The organism is Paraburkholderia sp. SIMBA_027 (genome assembly GCF_046535315.1).
Lineage (GTDB): Bacteria > Pseudomonadota > Gammaproteobacteria > Burkholderiales > Burkholderiaceae > Paraburkholderia > Paraburkholderia tropica.
Genome location: NZ_JAWRWY010000003.1, coordinates 167,732 through 189,488, shown reverse-complemented (window position 1 = coordinate 189,488; position 21,757 = coordinate 167,732). Strand labels below are relative to the sequence as shown.

General features: G+C 66.0%; 22 protein-coding genes. 4 read left to right on the top strand and 18 right to left on the bottom strand.

All coding sequences use genetic code 11. The features are described from left to right. Window positions 1-59: 59 nt before the first annotated feature. Genes SB764_RS06480 through SB764_RS06470 form a run of 3 tightly spaced genes read right to left on the bottom strand, consistent with a single transcriptional unit; the run spans window position 60 to window position 3,751 of the window. A complete protein-coding gene (locus SB764_RS06480; protein WP_176079709.1) occupies window positions 60-1,226 on the bottom strand; it encodes an acyl-CoA dehydrogenase family protein in 1,167 nt (388 codons plus the stop codon). 42 nt (window positions 1,227-1,268) lie between these two features. Continuing rightward, window positions 1,269-2,570, bottom strand: coding sequence for a CitMHS family transporter (locus tag SB764_RS06475; RefSeq protein ID WP_065064405.1), 1,302 nt, complete (start codon window positions 2,568-2,570; stop codon window positions 1,269-1,271). Beyond that, window positions 2,558-3,751, bottom strand: a complete 1,194-nt coding sequence (locus SB764_RS06470; RefSeq protein WP_065064403.1) for a CaiB/BaiF CoA transferase family protein — start codon at window positions 3,749-3,751, stop codon at window positions 2,558-2,560. Before SB764_RS06470 ends, SB764_RS06475 begins: the two co-directional genes overlap by 13 nt. A 392-nt stretch (window positions 3,752-4,143) precedes the next feature. Here SB764_RS06470 and SB764_RS06465 point away from each other — a divergent pair, with 392 nt between their 5' ends. After that, a complete protein-coding gene (locus SB764_RS06465) occupies window positions 4,144-5,475 on the top strand; it encodes an MFS transporter (RefSeq protein WP_183713339.1) in 1,332 nt (443 codons plus the stop codon). 37 nt (window positions 5,476-5,512) lie between these two features. On the opposite strand, the gene SB764_RS06460 is transcribed toward SB764_RS06465, so the two are convergent. Then, complete coding sequence (locus tag SB764_RS06460) at window positions 5,513-6,538, bottom strand: 2-dehydropantoate 2-reductase (RefSeq protein ID WP_410863150.1); 1,026 nt, start codon at window positions 6,536-6,538, stop codon at window positions 5,513-5,515. 12 nt (window positions 6,539-6,550) lie between these two features. After that, complete coding sequence (locus tag SB764_RS06455; RefSeq protein ID WP_410862999.1) at window positions 6,551-7,324, bottom strand: class II aldolase/adducin family protein; 774 nt, start codon at window positions 7,322-7,324, stop codon at window positions 6,551-6,553. A gap of 175 nt (window positions 7,325-7,499) precedes the next feature. Between SB764_RS06455 and SB764_RS06450 the strand changes: the two genes are divergently transcribed. Further along, the gene (locus SB764_RS06450) at window positions 7,500-7,943 is read left to right on the top strand and encodes a MarR family winged helix-turn-helix transcriptional regulator (RefSeq protein ID WP_065064395.1); all 444 of its coding nucleotides are present in this window, start codon (window positions 7,500-7,502) and stop codon (window positions 7,941-7,943) included. 29 nt (window positions 7,944-7,972) lie between these two features. Here SB764_RS06450 and hpaI read toward each other — a convergent pair whose 3' ends face one another. From hpaI to SB764_RS06415, 7 genes are read right to left on the bottom strand one after another with little or no spacing between them, the layout of a single operon-like run. Next, window positions 7,973-8,749, bottom strand: coding sequence for a 4-hydroxy-2-oxoheptanedioate aldolase (hpaI, locus tag SB764_RS06445; RefSeq protein ID WP_410862997.1), 777 nt, complete (start codon window positions 8,747-8,749; stop codon window positions 7,973-7,975). Between the two features lie 39 nt (window positions 8,750-8,788). Further along, entirely contained in the window at window positions 8,789-9,592 is an 804-nt protein-coding gene (gene hpaH / locus SB764_RS06440) for a 2-oxo-hept-4-ene-1,7-dioate hydratase (RefSeq protein WP_410863149.1), read from the bottom strand. A gap of 23 nt (window positions 9,593-9,615) precedes the next feature. Then, window positions 9,616-10,017, bottom strand: a complete 402-nt coding sequence (locus tag SB764_RS06435) for a 5-carboxymethyl-2-hydroxymuconate Delta-isomerase (protein ID WP_065064391.1) — start codon at window positions 10,015-10,017, stop codon at window positions 9,616-9,618. A 30-nt stretch (window positions 10,018-10,047) separates the two neighbouring features. Next, on the bottom strand, window positions 10,048-10,911 hold the full coding sequence (hpaD, locus tag SB764_RS06430) for a 3,4-dihydroxyphenylacetate 2,3-dioxygenase (protein ID WP_410862995.1): 864 nt from the start codon (window positions 10,909-10,911) through the stop codon (window positions 10,048-10,050). A 38-nt stretch (window positions 10,912-10,949) separates the two neighbouring features. After that, a complete protein-coding gene (hpaE, locus tag SB764_RS06425; RefSeq protein WP_410862993.1) occupies window positions 10,950-12,407 on the bottom strand; it encodes a 5-carboxymethyl-2-hydroxymuconate semialdehyde dehydrogenase in 1,458 nt (485 codons plus the stop codon). A 7-nt stretch (window positions 12,408-12,414) separates the two neighbouring features. After that, complete coding sequence (locus SB764_RS06420) at window positions 12,415-13,197, bottom strand: fumarylacetoacetate hydrolase family protein (RefSeq protein WP_065064386.1); 783 nt, start codon at window positions 13,195-13,197, stop codon at window positions 12,415-12,417. Further along, window positions 13,194-13,961, bottom strand: coding sequence for a fumarylacetoacetate hydrolase family protein (locus tag SB764_RS06415; RefSeq protein ID WP_410862992.1), 768 nt, complete (start codon window positions 13,959-13,961; stop codon window positions 13,194-13,196). The genes SB764_RS06420 and SB764_RS06415 overlap by 4 nt, the downstream gene beginning before the upstream one ends. Before the next feature lie 214 nt (window positions 13,962-14,175). Between SB764_RS06415 and hpaR the strand changes: the two genes are divergently transcribed. Continuing rightward, window positions 14,176-14,571 (top strand): homoprotocatechuate degradation operon regulator HpaR, encoded by a 396-nt coding sequence (gene hpaR / locus SB764_RS06410; RefSeq protein ID WP_065064453.1) that lies wholly within the window; start codon window positions 14,176-14,178, stop codon window positions 14,569-14,571. 34 nt (window positions 14,572-14,605) lie between these two features. On the opposite strand, the gene SB764_RS06405 is transcribed toward hpaR, so the two are convergent. Together SB764_RS06405 and SB764_RS06400 are read right to left on the bottom strand one after the other, a co-directional pair. Next, complete coding sequence (locus tag SB764_RS06405) at window positions 14,606-14,917, bottom strand: thioredoxin family protein (protein ID WP_221415612.1); 312 nt, start codon at window positions 14,915-14,917, stop codon at window positions 14,606-14,608. Window positions 14,918-15,000: 83 nt separating this feature from the next. Beyond that, window positions 15,001-15,804: a class I SAM-dependent methyltransferase gene (locus SB764_RS06400; RefSeq protein ID WP_183713357.1), complete on the bottom strand. Its 804-nt coding sequence runs from the start codon at window positions 15,802-15,804 to the stop codon at window positions 15,001-15,003. A 622-nt stretch (window positions 15,805-16,426) separates the two neighbouring features. On the opposite strand from SB764_RS06400, the gene SB764_RS06395 reads away from it, so the two are divergent. Further along, on the top strand, window positions 16,427-16,702 hold the full coding sequence (locus SB764_RS06395) for a hypothetical protein (RefSeq protein WP_065064380.1): 276 nt from the start codon (window positions 16,427-16,429) through the stop codon (window positions 16,700-16,702). A gap of 49 nt (window positions 16,703-16,751) precedes the next feature. On the opposite strand, the gene SB764_RS06390 is transcribed toward SB764_RS06395, so the two are convergent. The 4 genes from SB764_RS06390 to SB764_RS06375 all read right to left on the bottom strand — a co-directional run bounded on the left by SB764_RS06390 (window position 16,752) and on the right by SB764_RS06375 (window position 21,494). Then, on the bottom strand, window positions 16,752-18,023 hold the full coding sequence (locus tag SB764_RS06390; RefSeq protein WP_183038964.1) for a winged helix-turn-helix domain-containing protein: 1,272 nt from the start codon (window positions 18,021-18,023) through the stop codon (window positions 16,752-16,754). Continuing rightward, the gene (locus tag SB764_RS06385) at window positions 18,016-19,803 is read right to left on the bottom strand and encodes an FAD-dependent oxidoreductase (RefSeq protein ID WP_410862989.1); all 1,788 of its coding nucleotides are present in this window, start codon (window positions 19,801-19,803) and stop codon (window positions 18,016-18,018) included. The genes SB764_RS06390 and SB764_RS06385 overlap by 8 nt, the downstream gene beginning before the upstream one ends. A 111-nt stretch (window positions 19,804-19,914) precedes the next feature. After that, window positions 19,915-20,904 (bottom strand): DedA family protein/thiosulfate sulfurtransferase GlpE, encoded by a 990-nt coding sequence (locus SB764_RS06380; protein ID WP_410862987.1) that lies wholly within the window; start codon window positions 20,902-20,904, stop codon window positions 19,915-19,917. Window positions 20,905-21,248: 344 nt separating this feature from the next. After that, window positions 21,249-21,494, bottom strand: coding sequence for a hypothetical protein (locus tag SB764_RS06375; RefSeq protein ID WP_065064376.1), 246 nt, complete (start codon window positions 21,492-21,494; stop codon window positions 21,249-21,251). Window positions 21,495-21,757 lie beyond the last annotated feature (263 nt).

Genomic DNA, 21,757 nt, shown 5'->3' with positions numbered 1-21,757 from the left:
TGAAAGCGAGGCGGCGCGCGCCTGCGTGTGCGGCCGCGCCCCAAACCGCGAGGCGCAACTCAGTACGACTTCGGCAACCCGAGCACCTTCTCCGCGATGAAGCAGAGAATCATCTGCGGACTGACGGGCGCGAGCCTCGGAATCATACACTCACGCAGATAGCGCTCGACGTGATACTCCTTCGCGTAGCCCATGCCGCCGAGCGTGGCGATGGCGGTCTGGCACGCCTGGAACGCGGCTTCGGCGGCGAGGTACTTGGCCGAGTTCGCTTCGGCGCCGCAGGGCTGGCCCGCATCGTAGAGCGTGGCGGCTTTCATCACCATCAGATCGGCGGCTTCGAGCGACATCCACGCCTGCGCGAGCGGATGCTGGATCGCCTGGTTCTGGCCGATCGGCCGGCCGAACACCACGCGCTCCTTCGCATACTGCGTGGCGCGCGCGAGCGCCGCGCGGCCGAGTCCGACCGCCTCCGACGCAATCAGGATGCGCTCCGGATTGAGCCCGTGCAGCAGATAGTGAAAGCCCTTGCCTTCCTCGCCGATGCGGTCCTCCACCGGCACGCGCAGATTGTCGATGAACAGCATGTTCGAATCGACCGCCTTGCGGCCCATTTTCTCGATCTCGCGCACTTCCACGCGCGCGCGGTCGAGGTCGGTGTAGAAGAGGCTCAGCCCGTCGGTGGGTTTGGCCACGCGATCGAGCGGCGTGGTGCGCGCGATGATCAGCATCTTGTTGGCGACCTGCGCCGTCGAAATCCAGATCTTGCGGCCGGACAGCACGTAATGATCGCCGTCGCGCACGGCCTGGGTCTTGAGATGCGTGGTGTCGAGACCGGCGTCCGGTTCGGTCACGGCGAAACAGGCCTTGTCGCGGCCCTCGATCAGCGGCGGCAGGAAGCGCCGCTTCTGTTCGTCATTGCCGAACACCTGCACGGGATTGAGCCCGAAGATGTTCATATGCACCGCCGACGCGCCCGACAATCCCGCGCCCGAGCCGCTGATCGTGCGCATCATCAGCGCGGCTTCGGTCATGCCGAGTCCCGAGCCGCCGTGCTCCGGCGACATGGCGATGCCGAGCCAGCCCGCGTTGGCGAGCGCGCCGTGAAAGTCGTGCGGAAAACCGCCTTCGCGGTCGCGTTCGAGCCAGTAACTGTCGTCGAAACGCGCGCAGATTTTTTCGATCGCGGCAACGATCGCTTGCTGGTCATCGGTCAGATTGAATTGCATGGCGGACATCCTCGTAAAACGAAAAAACGAAATCGACGGCGTTCAGAGCGGAAACACGCCGAACAGCACTGCGGTGAACACCATCAGCACGGTGGCGGCGAACAGAAACGGAATCGTGAACTTCTGGTGTTCGGCCAGTTCCACGCCGGTCATGCCGACGATCAGGAACGTCGCGGGCGTGAGCGGGCTCACGGGAAAACCGGTGGTCATCTGACCGAGCAGCGCGGCCTGCGCCATCTGCACGGGCGGCACGCCGAGCATCTGGCCGCTCTGCGCCAGAACAGGCAGGATGCCGAAATAAAACGAATCGGGATCGAACAGCAGGCTCAGCGGCATCGACACGAGGCCGAGCACGAACGGCATATGGCGCGCATGTTCGGCGGGCACGTGGCGCACGACCACCTCGGCCATCGCGTTGAGCATGCCGGTGCCGGACATGATGCCCGTGAACGCGCCCGCCGCGAGCAGCACGCTCGCCATCATCAGCGCGGCTTTGGCGTGCGCGTCGACGCGTTCGCGTTGCATGGCGACGTCCGGATAGTTGATGACGAGCGCGAGCACGGTGCCGATCATGAACATCACCATCGGATCGACGATGCCCGAGACCAGCGTGCCGAGCACGACGAAGGTGAGCGCGAGATTGATCCAGAAGCGTTGCGGGCGGCGCAGCGCGGCTTCTTCCGGCGTGAGCGCGCGCGGCGTGGCGGCGATCGAGGCGGCGTGGGCACGCGTGAGGCCGAGGCGCTTTTCCTCGCGCTTGCCGAGCCAGTACGCGGTGCCGAACACGAACAGGAGGCCGACGATCTGCACCGGTATCATCGGATAGAAGATGACGGTGCCCGGAATGTGCAGCGCGGCGCTCGCGCGCAGCATCGGCCCGACCCACGGCAGGAAGTTGACGCCCGCCGCCATCGACGCCACGCAGGCGAGAATGCGGCGATCGAGGCCGAGGCGCGTGTAGAGCGGCAGCATCGCGGGCAGCGTGACGAGAAATGTCACCGCGCCCGAGCCGTCGAGATGGATCAGCAGCGCGAGCAGCGCCGAACCCATGACGATGCGGGTTGGATGGCAGCCGACGATGCGCAGCACGCCGTTGATGATCGGGTCGAGCATGCCCGCATCGGTCAGGATTCCGAAGAAAAGAATCGCAAAAACAAACATGCCGGCCACCGGGCCGATAGTCTGCACGCCGTGCACGATGAACTTCGCCGTCGAGAGGCCGAAACCGGCGGCGAGCGCGGCGACGATCGGCACCGCGATCAGCGCCACGAGCGGCGAGAGCCGCTTCGTGATGATCAGCGTGAACAGCGCGACGATGGCAAGCGTTCCGATTAGCGCGAGCACGACGGGTCCTCCGCTGCGCCGAACACCTGCGCCGTGTGTTCGCCGAGCGCGGGCGGCGCGCTGCGATAGGTGGCGGGCGTGCGGCCGAGCTTGATCGGCGAGGCGATGCCGCTATACGTTCGGCCAGGGTTGTGCTCCGCCGCGATCTCCACTCGCATCGCGCGATGCGCCGTGTGCGGATGCGCGAGCGCCGCGCCGAGTCCGAGCACGGGCGCGCAAGGCACGCCCTGGCGGATCAGCGTGTCGGCAAGTTGCGCGCCGTCCCAGGCGGCGAAGTGCGCTTCGAGCGCCTCGCGCAATTCGCGGCGATGCTGGCTGCGCAGCTTGTTGTCGGCGTAGCGCGCGTCGTCGGCGAGTTCGGGCGCGGCGATCACGCGGCACAGCGTGGCGAACTGCGCGTTGTTGCCGACCGCGAGAAAGATATCGGTGCTGCCCGTATGGAACATGTCGTAGGGCGTGATGTTCGGATGCGCGTTGCCGCTGCGCTGCGGCTCCTTGCCCGAATAGAAGTAGTTGGTCGAATGCGGATGCAGGATCGAGAGCGCGCAATCGAACAAGGTCGATTCGACGAACTGGCCGCGTCCGCTCGTATCGCGCTCGCGCAGCGCGAGCATGATGCCGAGCGCGGCGTTCAGTCCCGTCACGAGATCGACAACCGGCACGCCCACGCGCAGCGGCGCGCCGCCCGTTTCGCCGTTCACGCTCATCAGACCGGTCAGCGCCTGGATCGCGGCGTCGTAGCCGGGCAGCGCGCCGAGCGGGCCGTCCGCGCCGAAGCCCGAGATGCGGCAATGCACGAGGCGCGGAAAGCGCGGCGCGAGCGTGGCCTCGTAGGCGAGACCCCAGCGTTCGAGCGTGCCGATCTTGAAGTTTTCGACCAGCACGTCGGCGCTGTCGAGCAGCGCGAGCAGACGTTCCCGATCCGCGGGCTGCGAGAGATCGAGCACCGCGCCGAGCTTGTTGCGGTTCACGCCCTGAAAATAGGCGGCCGTGTCGCCGTCGAAGGGCGGCCCCCAGGTGCGCGTTTCGTCGCCGTTCGGCGGCTCGATCTTGATGACCTCCGCGCCGTGATCGGCGAGGATCTGCGTGCAATACGGACCGCCCAGCACGCGCGACAGATCGACCACGCGCAGGCCATGCAGGGAACCGGGAATGAACGACACGGCGCTTGTCTCCTTCATAGGGACTGCTGATCGATGGCGGGCTGCGCGATCATCGACTTAAATCGCAACTAACAGCCAATCGAAAGACGCATCCACGAAGTGGATATCTCGCGGAACTCATAAAGACCGATAAGTCCCCAGCTTGTGGCCACGAATCGCAGATCATTAATTCATGTGCATGAATTAATATTCACACAAGTGAATTTTCAGGTCAAGGCAAGACGCCCGCGGTGAGCCCAGGACTGTCCCTGGTGCGCGGGTTTTGATCAGTGGCGCACGCGACGGCGCCGATGCTACCGTTAGCCCGTCTGTCCCCAAGCTGTCCTCAAACTATCCCCCAGCGGATGCGCCAGTCGATTCGCTCGGCAGCCAACACCACGAGCCGCGCGGCGGCCACGGAGCGCGTGCCTATGAACAGCGTCAGCGTCGCCGGAGTGCGGAAGGGCCAATTGAGCCGCGCGCAGTTGATCGTCGCAGCCACGCTCGGCAATGCGCTCGAATTCTTCGACTTCACCGTCTACAGTTTCTTCGCGCTGACCATCGGCAAGCTGTTCTTCCCGACGATGTCGAGCTACGGCCAGTTGCTGGCGTCGGTGGCGACCTTCGGCGTGGGCTTCGTGATGCGGCCGCTCGGCGGCGTCGTGATCGGCGCGTATGCCGACCGCGCGGGCCGCAAACCGGCGATGACGCTCACGATCTTCCTGATGGCGCTCGGCTGCACGCTGATCGGCCTCGCGCCCACTTACGCGCAGATCGGCATCGCTGCGCCCGTCATCATCGTGTTCGCGCGGCTGTTGCAGGGCTTTTCGGCGGGCGGCGAAGTCGGCGCGTCCACCACCTTGCTGATCGAAGCGGGCACGCCCGCGAATCGCGGCCTGCTCGGCAGTATGCAGTTCGCGAGCCAGGGCGTGGGCGTGTCGCTCGGCGCGCTCACCGCCGCCGTGCTGACGACGTGTCTCACACCCGCCGCGCTGATGTCATGGGGATGGCGCGTGCCGTTTCTGCTCGGCATCGCGATCGCGCCGATCGGCATGTGGATACGCCGCCGCATCGATGAACAGGCGGCACCGCGTGCGCATCACGATGCCAACGCGCAGATGAAAAGCGCGCAGACGAAAAACGCCGCGCGTGCGCCCGTTCGCACCGTGCTGCGCGATCACGGTGCGCGTGCGGCGCTCGGCACGCTGCTGACGATCGGCTCGACGGTGACGGCCTACGTCGTTACGTTCTACATGCCGACCTACGCGATTCACGAACTGAAGGTGCCCGCGCCGACGGCGCTGCTGGCGGGCCTCGTGTCGGGCGTGGTGACGTTTCTGGTCGGGCCGCTGGCGGGCTGGCTGTCCGACCGATTGAGCCGCCGCGCGCTGATCTTCTGGCCGCGCGTGGCCGTGGTCGTGCTGATCTATCCCGCGTTTCTGTGGCTGTCGAGCGCGCCCGATGCCGCGCGTCTGCTGATCACGGTGGGCGGATTGAGCGTGCTGCTCGCGTTGCAGGCCGCGCCGTCGATCACCATGCTGCCCGAGATGTTCCCGCGCGCCGTGCGGGCGACGGGCATGGCGATCGTCTACAGCATCGGCGTGGCGATCTTCGGCGGCTTCGCGCAGGCGATCGCCACGTGGCTCATCAAGGCGACGGGCAATCTGCTCGCGCCCGCGTGGTACGTGATGGCGTGCGTGGCGATTTCGTGCCTCGCGTTGCCGTTCATTCGCGACCTCACGGGCAAGCCGCTGGAAGATTGAACGAACGCATCGCGGACCTCGCGCGGATCAGCGCCAATCAGCGCGACGCGTTGGCCTGGCGCGCCGCTTCGAGATTCGCGTCGAGCTGCCGCGCGAGCCCGTAGAGCATGCCGAGCGACGGCGCGGCGATCCCCGTGCGCCGCGCGAGTTCGTCGGGCGCGCCGAGCAGCGCTTCCACTTCGAGCGAGCGGCCCGCTTCGACGTCTTGCAGCATCGACGTCTTGAACGCGCCGAGCTTGCGCGTGATCGCGTTGCGCTCCTCGATCGTCATCGCCAGATGAATGCCGAGCACCTCGCCGATGCCGCGCGCTTCGGCCATCACGGCGGCGACGAGCGCCAGCGTGCGCGGATCGTCGAGGATCACGTCGGCGGTCGAACGCGTGAGCGCGCTGATGGGGTTCATCGTCATGTTGCCCCAGAGCTTGGCCCAGATATCGTGCTGGATGTGCTCGCTGGCCTGCACGTCGAAGCCCGCCTGCGCGAGCAGCGCGCGCGCTTCGTCCGCGCGCGCCGCCATCTGCGGCGACGCCGCGCCGAGGATCAGCCCGTTGCCGTTGCCCTTGCGGATCACGCCCGGTCCCGCAATCGCCGACGACAGATGCACGACGCAGCCCGACGTTTGCGCGGGCGGCAGCGCCGCCGACACCACGCCGTCCGGATCGACCGACTCGAGCCGCCCGTTCGCGTACTCGCCGCCGAACGCGTGCAGAAACCACCACGGCACGCCGTTCATCGCCGAGACGATATGCGTGCGCGGCCCCACGAGCGGCGCGAGCGTGGCGGCCGCCTGCACCAGCGCCTGACCCTTGAGGCAGACGAACACGATGTCCTGCACGCCGAGATCGGCGGCGTTGTCAGCGGTATTCACGTGGGCCGTGTAGCGCGTGGCGTCGTCCGGGCCTTCGACGATGGTGAGACCGTCGCGGCGCATGGCCTGCAGATGCGCGCCGCGCGCGAGTACGTTGATCTGCGCGTCGCGATGCGCGCGCCACAGACGGGCGGCGATCAGGCCGCCGATCGCGCCTGCGCCGACCACGGCGATCGAGCGCGGACTGGACTGCAAAAGACTCACGGCTTACTCCTTGTACGAGGGATCGATGCGCTCCACGCGGCGGATCAGTGCCGCGAGCACGTTCTCGCCCGCGCCATGCTCGGGCGAGAACTGCAACGCGTCGCGCGTGGCGCGCGCGGTGATGGCGGGATCGATCTGAATGGCCTGGCCGCGCATCGAATCGGTGGCGAGCTGAATTTCGCAGGCGCGATTGAGCGTCCAGAGTAGCGCGAAAGCGTGCGCGAGATTCACGCCGTGCGCAAGCAGCCCGTGATTGCGCAGGATGAGCAGACGGCGATCGCCCATCGACTTCAGCAGACGCGGTTTTTCGTCGTCGTGCACGGTGATGCCTTCGAAGTTGTGATACGCGACCATGTCGTGCAACTGCGCCGAATAGAAGTTCGTGGGCGCGAGCCCGCCTTCCATGCACGCGACGGCGAGCCCCGCCGTGGTGTGCGTGTGCATGACGCAATGCGCGTCGGCCACGTTCGCGTGGATCGCGCTATGAATGACGAAGCCGGCGGGATTGATCGGATAGTCGCTCGGGCTCAGGATCCGGCCGCCGAGATCGATCTTGACGAGATTCGACGCCTTGATTTCGTCATACGTGAGCCCGAACGGATTGATGAGGAAATGCGGCTGCGAGCCGGGCACGCGCAGCGTGATGTGATTGAAGATCAACTCGGTCCAGCCGAGTTGATGAAACACGCGATACGTGGCCGCGAGCTTCACGCGGGCGGCCCACTCCTGCGGCTCGCACCAGGCGGGACGCGCGGATGCTTCGGGGACTGCGCTCATGGTGTCTCCGTCTCCTCATCGATAGGCTGATGCTACGCGCAAATAAATGCGTGTGCAAGCATCAAATACTGCGAGAACGACCGTGTTTTAAAGGCTTTATGAAATGGTATGCTAGCGACGAAGACGCCTTCAGGTTGCGTTGATGAGGTGTCGAGAACCTTTGTGCGAGACGGACATGACGGGCAAACACCCAATCGAAGAGTTGTTCACTTACCGGCTGCACGTGTTGAAGAAGCAAACCGACCGCACGATGAACGAGGCGTTTGCGTCGGCGCTCGCGCTGTCGCTCACGGAGGCGCGGCTGCTGATCAGCGTCGGCGCGTTCGGGCCGATTTCGGTGTCGGATCTCGGGCGCGCGTCGAATCTCGACCGCAGCCAGGCGAGCCGCGCCACCGACGTGCTGGAGCGTCGCGGCCTGCTCGAAAAAACCACCAATGCCGCCGATGCGCGCGGCGTGCTCATCAAACTCACGGCGCAGGGGCGCAATACGTATCGGCGCGCGTCGGCCATCTCGAAGTCGGGCAACGAAGCGATTCTCGGCGTGCTCAGCGCGCATGAGCGCGAAGTGCTGCACGCGGCGCTGGCGAAGCTGGTCGAACAGGGCGGCGCGCAAGATTGAGCCTGAATTCAGGCCTGATTTGCTAACGTTCAGCTTTGCGGCTGGCGGAACCGGCTAGCCAGTTCGCTTGCGCTGCGGGCGAGCAGGCTCACGTCGCTGCCGACCGCCACGAAGGTCGCGCCCGCTTCCAGATACTCGCGCGCGACGGCGTGATCGGCGGCCAGCACGCCCGCCGCCTTGCCACGCGCCCGCACGGCGCGCAGGCCTTCCACGATCGCCGCGCGCACCGCCGGCGCGCCCGGTTGGCCGAGCAAGCCCATCGACGCGCTCAAATCCGCCGGACCGAAGAACACGCCGTCCACGCCTTCGACGGCGGCGATGTCGTCGAGTTGCGCAAGCGCGTGGGCCGTTTCCGCCTGCACGAGCACGCACAATTGCTCGGCCGCGCCACGCAGATAATCGGCCGCGCCGTTCCAGCGCGAGGCGCGCGCGAGCGCGCTGCCGACGCCGCGCACACCATGCGGCGGATAGCGCGTGGCGGCGACGGCGGCGCGTGCTTCGTCGGCGTTCTCGATCATCGGTACGAGCAGCGTTTGCGCGCCGATATCGAGTAACTGCTTGATGAGCGCGTTGTCGTTGCGAACCGGACGCACGATCGGATGCGTGGCGTAAGGCGCGACGGCCTGCAATTGCGCAAGCGTGCTGCGCAGATCGTTGGGCGCGTGCTCGCCGTCGATCAACAGCCAGTCGAAGCCGGTGGTCGCGAGCAGTTCGGTCACGTAGGCATCGGCGAGCGCGGCCCACAGGCCGATTTGCGGGCGGTTCTCAGTCAGCGCCTGTTTGAACGGATTGACGATAACGGGCATAAATCAGTTCGATATCCTGATGATTAGTGAGCGCTGCATTCAGACGAAATGAAAGCCGATGCCGCCCAGCGGACCATAATCGGCATGAAACGTATCGCCTGCGCGTGCCGCAATCGGCGCGGTAAACGAGCCGCTGAGAATCACATCGCCCGCTTCGAGCCGCTCGTCGTGGCGCGCAATCCGGTTCGCGAGCCACGCCACACCCGTTGCCGGATGATTGAGCACGGCGGCGGCAAGTCCGCTTTCCTCGACCGCGCCGTTCTTGTAGAGCAGCGCGCCGACCCAGCGCAGATCCACGTCGAGCGGCTTCACCGGACGCCCGCCGAGCACCACGCCCGCATTCGCGGCGAAGTCGGAAATGGTGTCGAAGACCTTGCGCGGCGCCTTGGTTTCGCGGTCGAACTGCTCGATGCGCGCGTCGATGATTTCGATGGCGGGCGTGACGTAAGACGTGGCGTCGAGCACGTCGAACAGCGTGACGTCCGGGCCTTGCAGCGGACGGCTCAGCACGAACGCGAGTTCCACTTCCACGCGTGGCGCGATAAATCGATCCGCGCGAATGTCGGCGCCTTGCGCGATGAACATGCTGTCGAGCAGCGGCGCGTAATCGGGTTCGTCGATCTGCGAGGCACGCTGCATCGCGCGCGACGTCAGGCCGATCTTGCGACCTTTGATGACGTGGCCCGCCGCGAGTTTGAGCTTGACCCACTCGCGCTGGATCGCATAACCGTCGTCGATCGTCATCTCGGGATGCGCGCGCGAAAAGTGGCGTAGCGGCGTGCGCGTGCGTTCGGCTTCGTCGAGTTGCGTGGCCAGTTCGCGAATGCGTTGCGGATCGAGCATGATGATGTCCTGTGCGAGCGCGCTCACGTCTTGAGCCGCGCGTGCAGATTGTTGTGCTTCCACGCGCCTTCCTCGCTGAACTCGACGATCTCCAGCGAAAGCGCGAGCCCGTGCGCCTCGAAGGCCTCGGCGAAATGCTGCTTGATCGCGGCGAACAGCGCGTCGCCGGTTGCGCGGCGCACGTCGGCGCTGCGCCCGGCGGCGATCTTCAGGCAGCCGTGCAGAAAGGCGTGATGCGGATCGCCATCGGCGATGAAATACTGTTCGCAACGCAGTGCGCGCGTGCGAATGCCGCCGCGCGGATAAACGCGCGCGCCGTGGGCGTCGCGCTGCGCGTCGAGCACCTGCGCGAGCGTGGCGCAGAGGGTGCCGATGCTCGCGCCATCAGCGAGATTGGCGCTGTATTCAAGCGTGAGATGGGGCACGGTGCGTGTCTCCGGAGATCGAACGCAGCATCAGGCGGGCAACGGCGTGACTGGCAACACGGCGTTAATCTGGCCGGTGCCCGAGCTGCCGAAATACGGCGTGACGATTTCCGCGTGGCCTTCGTAGCGGTCCCAGCCGAGCGCGCCGAGCAGCATGGCCGTGTCGTGCATGCCGCCTTCGCCCCAGCATGTTTCGTTGTACATCGGCAGCATGCCGCAGAACGCTTTCCAGTCGCCGCGTTCCCAGAGCGACACCACATGACGGTCGGTCTGTTCGAGAAACGGGTCCCAGACCTTGTGCATGAATGGCTCGGCGCTGCCGTTGTTCGCGAAGTGATGGCTCAGCGAACCGCTCGCGAGTATCGCGACCGAGCCGTCGTAGCGCTCCTCGATCGCTTTGCGCACCGCGAGGCCGAAACGCGCGCTGCTGGCGAGATCATGCCAGTTGCACCAGCCCGCGATCGACACCGTTTTAAAGTGCTGATCGGCGTTCATATAGCGCATCGGCACGAGCGTGCCGTATTCGAGTCCGAGCGTGGTGTCGCTATGCGCGCGCGTTTTCACGCCCATTTCGTTGGCCACGTCGGCGATCAGATGGCCGAGCGCGGCATTGCCCGCATACGCGTACTGCAGATTCTTGATGAAGTGAGGCAACTCGTTGCTGGTGTAATTGCCCTCGAAATGCGGCGCGCAATTGATGTGATATTCACTGTTCACCAGCCAGTGCACGTCGAACACCACAATCGTATCGACACCGAGTTCGCGGCAACGGCGGCCAATTTCCTTATGTCCGTCGATGGCGGCCTGGCGGCAGCCCTTGTGTGGGCCATCGAGTTCGGAAAGATACATCGACGGCACGTGGGTAATCTTTGCGGCCAACGCGAGTTTGCCCATCGCGGTCTCCTTGTTGTGACTCGCTCAAACGCCCCGATTCAAACGCCCCAATGCGGAATGTGATGCGCGCCCATCGACACGCATACGTTCTTCGGTTCGAGGAACACGTCGTAGCTCCATGTGCCGCCTTCGCGGCCCACGCCCGAGGCCTTCGTGCCGCCGAACGGCTGGCGCAGATCGCGCACGTTCTGGCTGTTCACGAAGCACATGCCGGCTTCGATCGCGGCGGCCACGCGCAAGGCGCGGCCCGTGTTCTCCGTCCACACGTAGCTCGACAGACCATAGGCGATGTCGTTGGAAAGACGGATGGCGTCGGCTTCGTCGTCGAAGGGAATCAGGCACGCGACCGGCCCGAAGATTTCTTCCTGCGCGATTCGCATGCGGTTATCGACATCGACGAACACGGTCGGGCGCACGAAATTGCCTTGTTTCAGGGCCTCCGGCAGATCGGGCGCGTCGAGGCCGCCGCAGGCGAGCGTCGCGCCTTCCTTCGGGCCGAGTTCGATATAGCTGAGCACTTTCGCGAGGTGTCCGGGGCTGATCATCGGGCCGACCAGCGTCTTTTCGTCGAGCGGATCGCCGACCGTGATGCGTTGCGCGCGCTCGATAAAGCGCTCGGCAAATTGAGCGTAAATCGAGCGCTGCACCAGAATGCGCGAGCCCGCCGTGCAGCGCTCGCCGTTGTTCGAGAAGATCATGAACACGGCGGCGTCGAGCGCGCGCTCGAAGTCGGCGTCGTCGAAAATCACGAACGGCGACTTGCCGCCCAGTTCCATCGAGAACTTCTTGAGGCCCGCGCTCTTCACGATGCGGTTGCCGGTGGCCGTCGATCCCGTGAACGAGACGGCGCGCACGTCGGCATGCGCGACGAGCGGCTCGCCGGTTTCCTGGCCATAGCCGTGCACGACATTCAGAACGCCCGCGGGAATGCCGGCTTCCAGCGCAAGCTGGCCGAGCATCGACGCCGTGAGCGGTGACAGTTCGCTCATCTTGAGCACCGCCGTGTTGCCGAACGCGAGGCACGGCGCGACTTTCCAGGTGGCCGTCATGAACGGCACGTTCCAGGGCGAAATCAGCGCGCACACGCCGACCGGATGAAACAGCGTGTAGTTCAGATGCGTGCTCGTCGGATAAGTGTGACCATCGACGGCCGTGCACATCTCGGCGAAATACGTGAAGTTGTCGGCGGCGCGCGGCACGAGTTGCTTGCCGGTTTGCGAAATCGTCTGGCCGGTGTCTTTCGTTTCGGTCTGCGCGATTTCCGGCACGTTCTTCGCGATCAGTTCGCCGAGCTTGCGCACGCGTTTCGCGCGTTCGCTCGCGGGTTGCGCGGCCCACGCGGGAAAGGCGTTTTTCGCGGCCTGCACAGCGAGATCGACTTCCTCGGCACCGCCGCGTGCAACTTCGGCGAGCACGTCCTGATTCGCGGGATTCACGGTCTCGAAGTAGTCGCGGCCCGGGTGGGCGCGGCCGTCGATCAGATGGTCGATACGCATGGCGTGCTTATTCCGTGGTGGAGGCGCGGCCGAATTCGGCATCGGACGCGATCGTGTTGATCAGGCGGCCAAGGCCGTCGATTTCGCAGATGACTTCATCGCCCGCATTCACGTTGACGACGCCTTCGGGCGTGCCGGTGAGAATGACGTCGCCGGGCGCGAGCGTCATGAAGCTGCTCAGATATTCGATCAGTTCCGCAATGCCCGTGACGAAATCGCGCGTGTTGCCGCGCTGTTTCAGTTCGCCGTTCACGTAGGTGCGCAATTCGAGCGCGTTGACGTCGGCGATATCGGCGGCATCGACGAACCACGGGCCGAGCACGGTGCCGCCGTCGCGATTCTTCACGCGCAGATTCGGGCGATAGTAGTTCTCCAGATAGTCGCGGATCGCGTAGTCGTTCGCGATCGTGTAGCCGGCGACATACTGCATGGCACTTTCGCGCTTGACGTGTTGCGCCGTGCGACCGATCACGACTGCAAGCTCGCACTCGTAGTGCATGAACGTGACGTCGTCGGGGCGACGCGTGACGCCGCGATGACCGATCACGCTGCCCGGTCCCTTGAGAAAGACGAGCGGCTCTTCCTGCTGCGTGAATTGCAGTTCTTTCGCGTGCTCGGCGTAATTGAGGCCGAGCGCGAAGATCGTGCCCGCTTCGAACGGCGCGAGCCAGACCACGTCGCGCTCGTCGCGCACGCGGCCGTCGGCGAGACGCACGCGCGGGCCGTGCTCGGTGACGATGGGCGTGGCTTCGTGAATCGCGCCTGCGTAGGCGACGCGGGCGCGCATCATGCTGCGTCTCCTTCAGCGACGAAGTCGATGTTCAGCGCGGGAAAGCCGCCGATGGTGAGCGCGGCGCGCTGGCCCGCGTGCGCGATGGGCGCACCGTGCGGCACGCCGAGCGTGATGACGTCGCCGGGCGCGAGCGTCATGAAATCGGTGACGTCGGCGAGCAGTTGCGCGACGCCGCGCACGCTCGTGGAAGTCGAGGCGCTGAAGCGCGGTTCGCCGGAAAGCTCGACGTGAATCGCCAAATCATCAGGATCGCTAACATATCGACGAGCGAGAACCGCCGGGCCGATCACGCAGAACTGATCGCGCGCCCGAAAGCGCACGGAAGGACGATAGACGCTCGCGTGCGGCACGCTCAGATCGGCGACCAGCGTATAACCCGCGATGTAATCGAACGCTTCGCGCGCCTGAATGCGCGCGGCCGTGCGGCCCATCACGATGCCCAGCGATGCGCCCACTTGCACGCCGTTCGCGTCCGGCACGCTCACGCGTGCGCCGTGACCCGCGAGCGTGTTGCGCGGTTTGAGGTAAAGAATGGGCGCGCGCGGCGGCGCTTTGTACGGTGGCGCATGCACGGCGTCGCCGAGCGCGTCCAGCGCGTGACGGTCGTTGAGCAGCGTACCGTAGACCGCGCCCGAGACCGGCGCGCCACAACGGACGCCACGGACGCCATCGGCGAGCAGCGCGTGAACGGCTTCGGCGCTCACGTCGCGCGGCAGCGCTTCGCCTTCGAGATGCAGCAGATGATCGGCAACGGCAAACATGGCGTGTCGTGCTTTCCCGAAAATGCTAATATGTGAGTGAGTTTGCGCTGGCGAGCATCGAGCGTCAACCGTCGACGAGGATTTCGCGGGTTTCCCCCAGGCCTCGTTGGTTGCTGCAACCGACTTTCCGACTTTTCGATTCCGCGCCTTCAACGAAGCCACCATGTCCGATTCCTCACGCCTGTCCACGCGCGTCGCGCATCGCAATCTGCCCATGCTGCTGCTGCGTGCGCGCGAAAAGATGATGGAGCGCTTTCGTCCGCTGATCACCGCGCACGGACTCACCGAGCAGCAGTGGCGCGTGATTCGCGCGCTCAACGAAAGCGGGCCGCTGGAGCCGCGGCAGATTTCCGATATCTGCACGATTTCGAGCCCGAGCATGGCGGGCGTGCTCGCGCGCATGGAGGCGCTCGGCCTCGTGACGAAGGAACGTTTCGCCGACGATCAGCGGCGCGTGCTCGTTACGCTCACGAAAAAGAGCCATCAGCTCGTGAAGGCGATTTCGAAGGAACTGGAGGCGCGCTACGCGGCGCTTGAAGCGGAGGTGGGGCCGGAAGTGGTCGAGCGCGTCTATCGCGCCATCGACGATCTGCTGGCCGGGCTCGAATGAACCCGGCGCGGGGAATGATCTGAACGGCCGGGGTTCAGACGAGCGTTTCGAAAGCGTCGTCGAGTTCGGCGGCGTCGGTCGGACGCACGACGCGCGCGACTTCCGCGCCGTTGCGCAGGAAGATGAGCGTGGGCCAGAGCTTCACGCGAAACGAGCGGCCGAGCGCGCGGCCCGGGCCGTCTTCGACCTGGATGCGCTGCACGGCGGGGTGCTTCGCGAACGCGTCGCCGATCAAGGGCTGCGCTCCCTGGCAATAGCCGCACCAGTCGGTGCCGAATTCGAGTACGGCGGGGCCGCTCAGCGCGTCGATCTCGTTGCGTGCGGGGGCTTTCGTGGCATAGCTCATCGCGTCTCCAGGGGCGTGTCCGTGCGTCGTCATACGATACCGCAACCGGGCCGCGCGCGCTGGCGTGCATCGGCCGCGCGGCGTCAGCTCAGTTCGGCGCGCGTGGCGAACGTGACGCTCGATTCGATGCGCTCGGTCAGCCAGCCGTCGCTGCCTTGCGTGGCGACGAGCGTGTCGATGTCCGCGAGCAGCACGTCGAGTTGGTCGCCGAGCCGTTCGCGCGAGAGACTCGACATCGACAAGGGCCGCGCCTTCAATTGCTCCGCGCTGACGCGCCGATATTCGATGACCGAGATCCGCTCGATGGCGTTGAACGCCGAGCGCGCGAGCACGTCGGTATGGCTTTCGTAATCGGCGGAACGGCGCATTTCGCGCGCGGCGTCGGTGTTCGCGTAGCGGTCGAGCAGGTCGCGGTATTGCGCGGCCCAGGGGCGCTGCGGATCGTCGAGATGCGTGGTGTTGAACAGCGCGACCGCGCCGCGCGTGTCCAGCAAGGCGTCGAGCCGCGCGAGCGTATCGACGCGATCCATCCAGTGAAACGCGCGGCCGATCACCGCGAGATGAAAGCGGCCGAGGTCCGGCGAGAGGTCGTACGAACTGCCCTGGCGATAGTCGATATTGGGCGCGATGCCCGCGCCGAGTTGCGCGGCGACTTCGAGCATGGCCGGTTCCGGATCGATGGCCACGGCGCTCGCCACCCAGCTTGCGAAGGCGAGCGAAAGCTGGCCGGGGCCGCAGCCGAGATCGAGCAGGCGCTGCGAGCCGTCGAGGCCGGCGCGTTGCGCGACGCGGCGAATCAGCGCGGGCGAGTACGCGGGGCGGCCGATCAGATAATGCGGCGCGGCGTTGCGGAAGCGGTCGGGCACGAAGGGCGTGATCTGGTTCATGGCGCGGACGGGCAGGGCGGTGGGAAGAGTCCGCCCAGTCTGCGGATGCGCGGCGGCGGCGTCAAGCAGGGTCCAGGCAGGGTTCAAGCCAGGTGAATCAGCGAAAGGTGAGCCTTTCCGGGAGTGAGAATGGAGCGCAGAAAACGCGCACCGTTCGATTGGCGGCGCGCAACGCCGGTTGTCGTCGAGGAGAAGCTTTATGCCTTAAAACAAGGGATAAAACGCGTTTCCAACGCCAGACGGAAAACGGACGCGGCACGTTTCGTGCGACAGACTTCACGGCGTTCCGGGCGATCGCCGGCGTTAAGGTGAGCGTTTGCGGGAGCACGCCGATACCGCGCGGCGAGCGGGCAAGACGCGCATCCTGCACCGTGGCTGCGCACACCGGATCGATCTATCGACGCCTGCTTTTAAGGGCTATTCGCGCCCACGCGCCACGACGGCGTCAAATCATCCTGCCGACTTGCGCGCCGTGCGTCGCCCAAAGGTGAGAAGATTCGGGAGCCGCCTGCGCGACGCCCGGGCGGTCACGGGGTGCCCATTGGACGGCTGCACGCGATGGGTATATAACTGCATTAAGCCATTCTTTCGATTTCGTTTCAGCAAGAGGAACCTGTTCATCATGACGAGCGACGACACGCAAAAGCATGACGCTCAAACGCCCTCCGGGGCCACGCCGCAACCCGATCTGGAACATCTGAACGCGGCGTTCTCGCACGTCGACGAAGGCGTGCGGAGCGGCAATATCGCGGCAGGCGCGGCCAAGGGCCTCGTGTACAGCCTGATCGAAACGCTGGGCGCGCTGGTGGGCGACCCGGATCTGCCCGAACATGCCCGCTCGGGCTATGTCGGCCTGCTCGAAGCCGCGCGCGAGCTGCGCGTGAAAATCGAGCGCTGACGCAGGCGGCATTCGCGCAATTTCGCGCTTGCGTCGCTTGCGTCAAGCATCACTCGGCGAGCAGCGCCGCGGCCAGTTCGCCTGGCGCGTCGCCGATCTTCAACTCCGGCGTGCCGTGCCAGTCGGCGCAACGCTGTAGCGCACGGCGCAAGTCGGTCACGAGACGGCCGCTCGTGCGCACGCCCGGTTCCAGATGCAGCGACTTCACCTCGAATATGCCTTGCGTGCGATGCGCCTTCGCATCGACGCGTCCGACAAGCTTGCCGCGATTTAATATCGGTAGTACGAAATAACCGTACTTGCGCTTGTGCGCGGGCACGTAGCATTCGATCGCGTAATCGAAGTCGAACAGCGCTACCGCGCGCTTGCGGTCCCACACCACGGGATCGAAGGGCGAGAGCAGCGTGGTGACCGTCGAGGCGAGCGCGCCATTTGCGGCGTCGCCGGCGAACGTCGCGTAATCGCGGTGCACGAACGCGTCGTGCTTCCAGCCTTCCACGCGCACGGGCACGAGTTCGCCCGCGTCGGCGAGCGCGTGCAGCGCTTCGGTGTACGGGCGACGTGGCAGGCGGTAATAGTCGGCGGCCCAGTCGGCGCGGATCGCGCCCAGCGCCTTGCAGGTGCGCAGCAGCAGCGCGCGTTCGGCGTCGGCGCGCGAGGGCAGGTCGCGCGCGTCGCGCCAATGCGGCAGCACGCGCTCGGTCAGGTCGTAGACGCGCTGGAAATTGCGCCGCTCGGCCACCATCAGCGCGCCGATGGCGAACAGCACTTCGAGGTGGCGCTTCTCCGGTTTCCAGTCCCACCAGCCGTCGCTTTTTTCGCCCGCCGCGCGCGCGAAATCGGCGGACCGCACCGGGCCGCTCGCACGAATGCGTTCGAGCAGCGCGTCGATCTCGCGCCGATGCTTCGCGTGCCATTCGCCCGCGTATTTCCAGCCCATATCCGACGGGTCGAGCATGCGATGACGCAGCAGCCCGTAGTCTTCGATCGGCACGAAACAGGCCTCGTGCGCCCAGTATTCGAACAGCCGCCCTTCGGCGAGATGCGCGTCGAGCCAGCGCGGATCGTACGCGCCCACGCGGCTGAACAGCACGAAATACGGGCTGCGCGCGACCACGTGAATCGTGTCGATCTGCAATTGCGCCATGCGGCGGATCGCGTCGAGCACGTCGTCTTTGGTGGCTTTGCGGCGCGGCGGCGCGAGCAGACCCTGCGCCGCGAGATGCAACGTGCGCACGGCGGCGAGCGGCAGCGTCAGGCCGCCGCTCGCGACGGGCGCATCGGGCGCGTTTGCAGTATCGCAGCCGTCTTCGTCACGCATGCAGGCCCGCTATCGCCGCCACGGGCGTGACGCTCGCGTTCGGCGCGGGCGCGGCGCCCAGCATCTGGTGGATCTGCGCGACCACGGCCGCGCCTTCGCCCACGGCGGCCGCGACGCGCTTGGTCGAGCCCGCGCGCGCGTCGCCGATCGCGTAGACGCCTTCGACCGAGGTCGCGAGGCTGCACGATTCGTCGCCCGCGCCGGTCAGCACGAAGCCGTTGGCATCGAGCGCCACGCCGCAATCCTGCAGCCAGTTCGTGTTCGGATCGGCGCCCGTGAAGAGGAACAGATGGCGCGCGTCGAAGTGGTCGACGCCCGCAGGACACGGCGACTTCAGGCGGATTGCGGCGAGCCCGGCTTCGTCCTCGTCGAGCGCACCGATCTCGCTGAGCGGATGCACGTTCACGTTCGGCAGCGAGGCGATGCGGTCGATCAGATAGCGCGACATCGTCGATTCGAAACCGGCCTTGCGGATCAGCACGTCGATCTGGCGCGCGTGCGTGGAGAGATAGACGATCGCCTGTCCCGCCGAATTGCCGCCGCCGACCAGCACGACGTTTTCGTGCTTGCAGAGCTTCGCTTCGACCGGCGAGGCCCAGTAGTAAACGCCGCGTCCCGTGTAGCGGTCGAGCCCGGCGATGGTCGGGCGGCGGTAGATCGCGCCGCTCGCGATCACCACGCTGCGCGCGCGCACGTCGCCGCTGCAGGTTTCGAGGCGGCGCGGTTGCTCGTCGCAATGGAGTTTTTTCACGTTGACCGGAATTGCCACGTGCGCGCCGAACTTCTGCGCCTGCACGAACGCGCGGCCCGCGAGCGCCTGGCCCGAAATGCCGGTCGGAAAGCCCAGATAGTTTTCGATGCGCGAACTCGCGCCCGCCTGGCCGCCCGGCGCGCGCGAATCGAGCACGATCACCGAAAGCCCTTCGGACGCGGCGTACACCGCCGTCGCCAGTCCCGCCGGACCCGCGCCGACCACGGCCACGTCGTAGACGCGTTCGCCGTTCAGTTCGGGCAGCAGGCCGAGGCAGGTCGCGAGTTCGGGCGCGGACGGATGGCGCAGCACCGAGCCGTCGGGGCAGATCACGAGCGGCAGGTCTTCGCAGCGCGCCGCGAAACGCTCGATCACGCAGATCATGCTGCTTTCGTCGCGCTCGTCGAGGACCGAATACGGATGGCCGTTGCGCGAGAGGAAGCCTTGCAGCGAGAGCATCGCGGGGTCGTCGTGCTTGCCGACGAGGATCGGGCCGCCCGCGCCCTTTTCGATCAGCGAAACGCGGCGCAGGATCAGCGCGCGTACGATGCGCTCGCCCAGTTCGGCTTCGGCGACGATGGCCGCGCGCAGGCGTTCGGGCGGAATCAGGACCGCATCGACGGGTTCGAGCGCGATGCCGTCCACCAGTGCCGGGCCGCCCGAAAGCTGGCCGACTTCGGCGAGAAAATGGCCGCGTCCGTGCTCGACGATCAGCCGTTCGCGGCCCAGACCGTCGCGCTGGAACACCTTCACCGAACCCGAGAGCAGCACGAACATGCCGGGGCCGGTCTCGCCGGTGTGGAACAGCAGCTCGCCCGCTTCCCAATGCCGTTGCTCGCCGAAACGCGAGAGGCGCGCGATTTCGTCTTCGGTCAGCTCGGGGAACATCTGGTGCCGCCGCGTGGCGAGCGTCGAGAACGGCGCCTCGGCGGGTTGCGGCTGGGTGTCGGACAGCGTGGAATGCGAGGCGGATTCAGGCGTGGACGGCGCAGCCTCGTAGCGAGGCGGCTCGGTGGCAAGTGAGCCCATCAGGCGTTTCTCCTCGTGCGCGCGATGCGGCGGCGCCGCGCGCGAAACGGACACGATGCAGACAGAAAGCGGACCGGATGCGCGCGGGAAAGAACGCGTGAATCGCGTGAATCAGATCGCTTTCGGCGTGATGCTGACCGGAACCTCGGGATGCGGCGCCATGGGCAGCGATTCGAGCGTGCGGCCTGCGTCGCGCCAGGCGTCGAGGCCGCCGAGCAGCGGCACTACGTCGACGAAACCGGCCTCGACGAGCTTCTTCGCCATCCAGGCCGCGGAAATTTCATTGGGGCATGAGCAGTAGATCACGAGCTTCTGCTCGCGCGGATACCGGCTCAGAATCTCTTCGAGCTGACGCTCGTCGGCGAACAGCGCGCCCGGAATGATGAACGGATCGAGCTTGCGCTTTTCCTCCGAGCGAATGTCGAACACCACGGGCGGCGGCTTGTTCGCCATCGCGCGATAGAGGGCGTCCACGGTGATGCGCGCGTTCGCGAGCTTCTTGATGAGCTGGCGGCGGCGCGTCCAGCGGTACATCGCGTAGAGCAGCAGCAGGACCAGCACGACGACCGCCGCGAAACGGCCGAGGCGGCTCGCGCCGGCGAGCATCATGTCGATCTGCGGTGCGAACAGCACGCCGATCAGCAGACCGGTGCCCGACCAGAGCGCGGCGCCAATGCCGTCGAAACCCAGAAACTGTCGATACGGCGTGCCCATCGCGCCGGCCAGCGGCACCGAGACGAGCGACAGTCCCGGCACGAACTTGGCGATGGCGAGCACGCGCACGCCCCAGCGGCCAAAGAAGCGTTCGGTCTTTTTTACGCAGGTGTCGCGCGAGAGCGAGAGCTTGCAGAGCGTCTTGAGCGTGTTGCCGCCGTAGAGACGGCCGGCGAGGAACCAGACGCTGTCGCCGATCAGCATGGCGACGATCGACAGGCCGAGCACCGGCGCGACCTGCTGGCCGACCGAGCCGGGATGCATGGCGGCCATCGCGCCGAACAGGACGAGCGCGGGCATGGCGGGCACGGGCAAGCCGAGCGAGCCGGCGAGCACGTTCAGAAACACGAGCGCAGGCCCGTACTGCGCGATCAGGTCATGTAGCATCGGCTTACTTCCGTCGCCTGAATGCCGCGCCGGTGGGGCCGGAGCGGCGCAATGGGAAGGGTAACGTAACGATTATGGACGCATTTCGAAGGCGTGCAAGCGAGCGCCAAAGCATACGCCGAATGCGGTTCGGGTGCGTTTAACCGGCGGCGCGCCGAATGCTGCGTTGTACGCGCGAGACGATGCATCAAACATCGGCTTAAACATCGACTTAACTGTCGATCAAACGTCGGCCCGCCAAACGAAAACGCGCGACGGAAACCCGACGCGCGTCGTGCCCACGACGCCGCGCGAACGCGGCGGTGGGCGAGGGCGAAACGCCCGTGATAGACCGACTTTCCGGCTTACCGGTTATGCGATTCCCCGGGTATCTCGGCGCCTTGCGCGCGGATGGCCGCAATCAGCTCCGCGGGCGTGATCTCGTAACGCACTTCGCGGTGGATACCTGCCTTGCGCTCGTCGACTTCGATCAGCAAAAGACTCTTGCCGTCGGCCGCCGATTCGAGGCGCAGCGAACGCAGCTCGCGTCCGGTGGCTTCGTCATGCTCGGTGAGCAGGGTCATGGTTCCAGAAGACCCGGTCATGCGCATTGATGTTGTCCTCGTGCGTTGGGTGGTCGAACTGTGGTCGAAGCGTGGTCGAGCCAGTTACGTGGTACGCGGGCGACGTGCGATACGTGGCCAGTTCATTGTACGGTCTCGGTCGCACGGCGTCTCGACCGAGTGAGCGCGGGCGCACACAAGCGCGCTCGCATCCCTGCCGTCTGGTGAGTGTAACGCGACTGCGCGGGTTTTCACGCATTTTTGCGCGTCTTGCAACGGTGGATGCGGCACGTATTGCGGCGCACGGCATT

Bases quoted from the DNA above. Each gene is read 5' to 3' on its own strand.
- SB764_RS06480 (WP_176079709.1), bottom strand. From the start codon at position 1,226: ATGCAATTCAATCTGACCGATGACCAGCAAGCGATCGTTGCCGCGATC.
- SB764_RS06470 (WP_065064403.1), bottom strand. From the start codon at position 3,751: ATGAAGGAGACAAGCGCCGTGTCGTTCATTCCCGGTTCCCTGCATGGC.
- SB764_RS06465 (WP_183713339.1), top strand. From the start codon at position 4,144: ATGAACAGCGTCAGCGTCGCCGGAGTGCGGAAGGGCCAATTGAGCCGC.
- SB764_RS06455 (WP_410862999.1), bottom strand. From the start codon at position 7,324: ATGAGCGCAGTCCCCGAAGCATCCGCGCGTCCCGCCTGGTGCGAGCCG.
- SB764_RS06450 (WP_065064395.1), top strand. From the start codon at position 7,500: ATGACGGGCAAACACCCAATCGAAGAGTTGTTCACTTACCGGCTGCAC.
- hpaI (WP_410862997.1), bottom strand. From the start codon at position 8,749: ATGCCCGTTATCGTCAATCCGTTCAAACAGGCGCTGACTGAGAACCGC.
- hpaH (WP_410863149.1), bottom strand. From the start codon at position 9,592: ATGCTCGATCCGCAACGCATTCGCGAACTGGCCACGCAACTCGACGAA.
- hpaD (WP_410862995.1), bottom strand. From the start codon at position 10,911: ATGGGCAAACTCGCGTTGGCCGCAAAGATTACCCACGTGCCGTCGATG.
- hpaE (WP_410862993.1), bottom strand. From the start codon at position 12,407: ATGCGTATCGACCATCTGATCGACGGCCGCGCCCACCCGGGCCGCGAC.
- SB764_RS06420 (WP_065064386.1), bottom strand. From the start codon at position 13,197: ATGATGCGCGCCCGCGTCGCCTACGCAGGCGCGATTCACGAAGCCACG.
- SB764_RS06415 (WP_410862992.1), bottom strand. From the start codon at position 13,961: ATGTTTGCCGTTGCCGATCATCTGCTGCATCTCGAAGGCGAAGCGCTG.
- hpaR (WP_065064453.1), top strand. From the start codon at position 14,176: ATGCTGCTGCTGCGTGCGCGCGAAAAGATGATGGAGCGCTTTCGTCCG.
- SB764_RS06405 (WP_221415612.1), bottom strand. From the start codon at position 14,917: ATGAGCTATGCCACGAAAGCCCCCGCACGCAACGAGATCGACGCGCTG.
- SB764_RS06400 (WP_183713357.1), bottom strand. From the start codon at position 15,804: ATGAACCAGATCACGCCCTTCGTGCCCGACCGCTTCCGCAACGCCGCG.
- SB764_RS06395 (WP_065064380.1), top strand. From the start codon at position 16,427: ATGACGAGCGACGACACGCAAAAGCATGACGCTCAAACGCCCTCCGGG.
- SB764_RS06390 (WP_183038964.1), bottom strand. From the start codon at position 18,023: ATGCGTGACGAAGACGGCTGCGATACTGCAAACGCGCCCGATGCGCCC.
- SB764_RS06385 (WP_410862989.1), bottom strand. From the start codon at position 19,803: ATGGGCTCACTTGCCACCGAGCCGCCTCGCTACGAGGCTGCGCCGTCC.
- SB764_RS06380 (WP_410862987.1), bottom strand. From the start codon at position 20,904: ATGCTACATGACCTGATCGCGCAGTACGGGCCTGCGCTCGTGTTTCTG.
- SB764_RS06375 (WP_065064376.1), bottom strand. From the start codon at position 21,494: ATGCGCATGACCGGGTCTTCTGGAACCATGACCCTGCTCACCGAGCAT.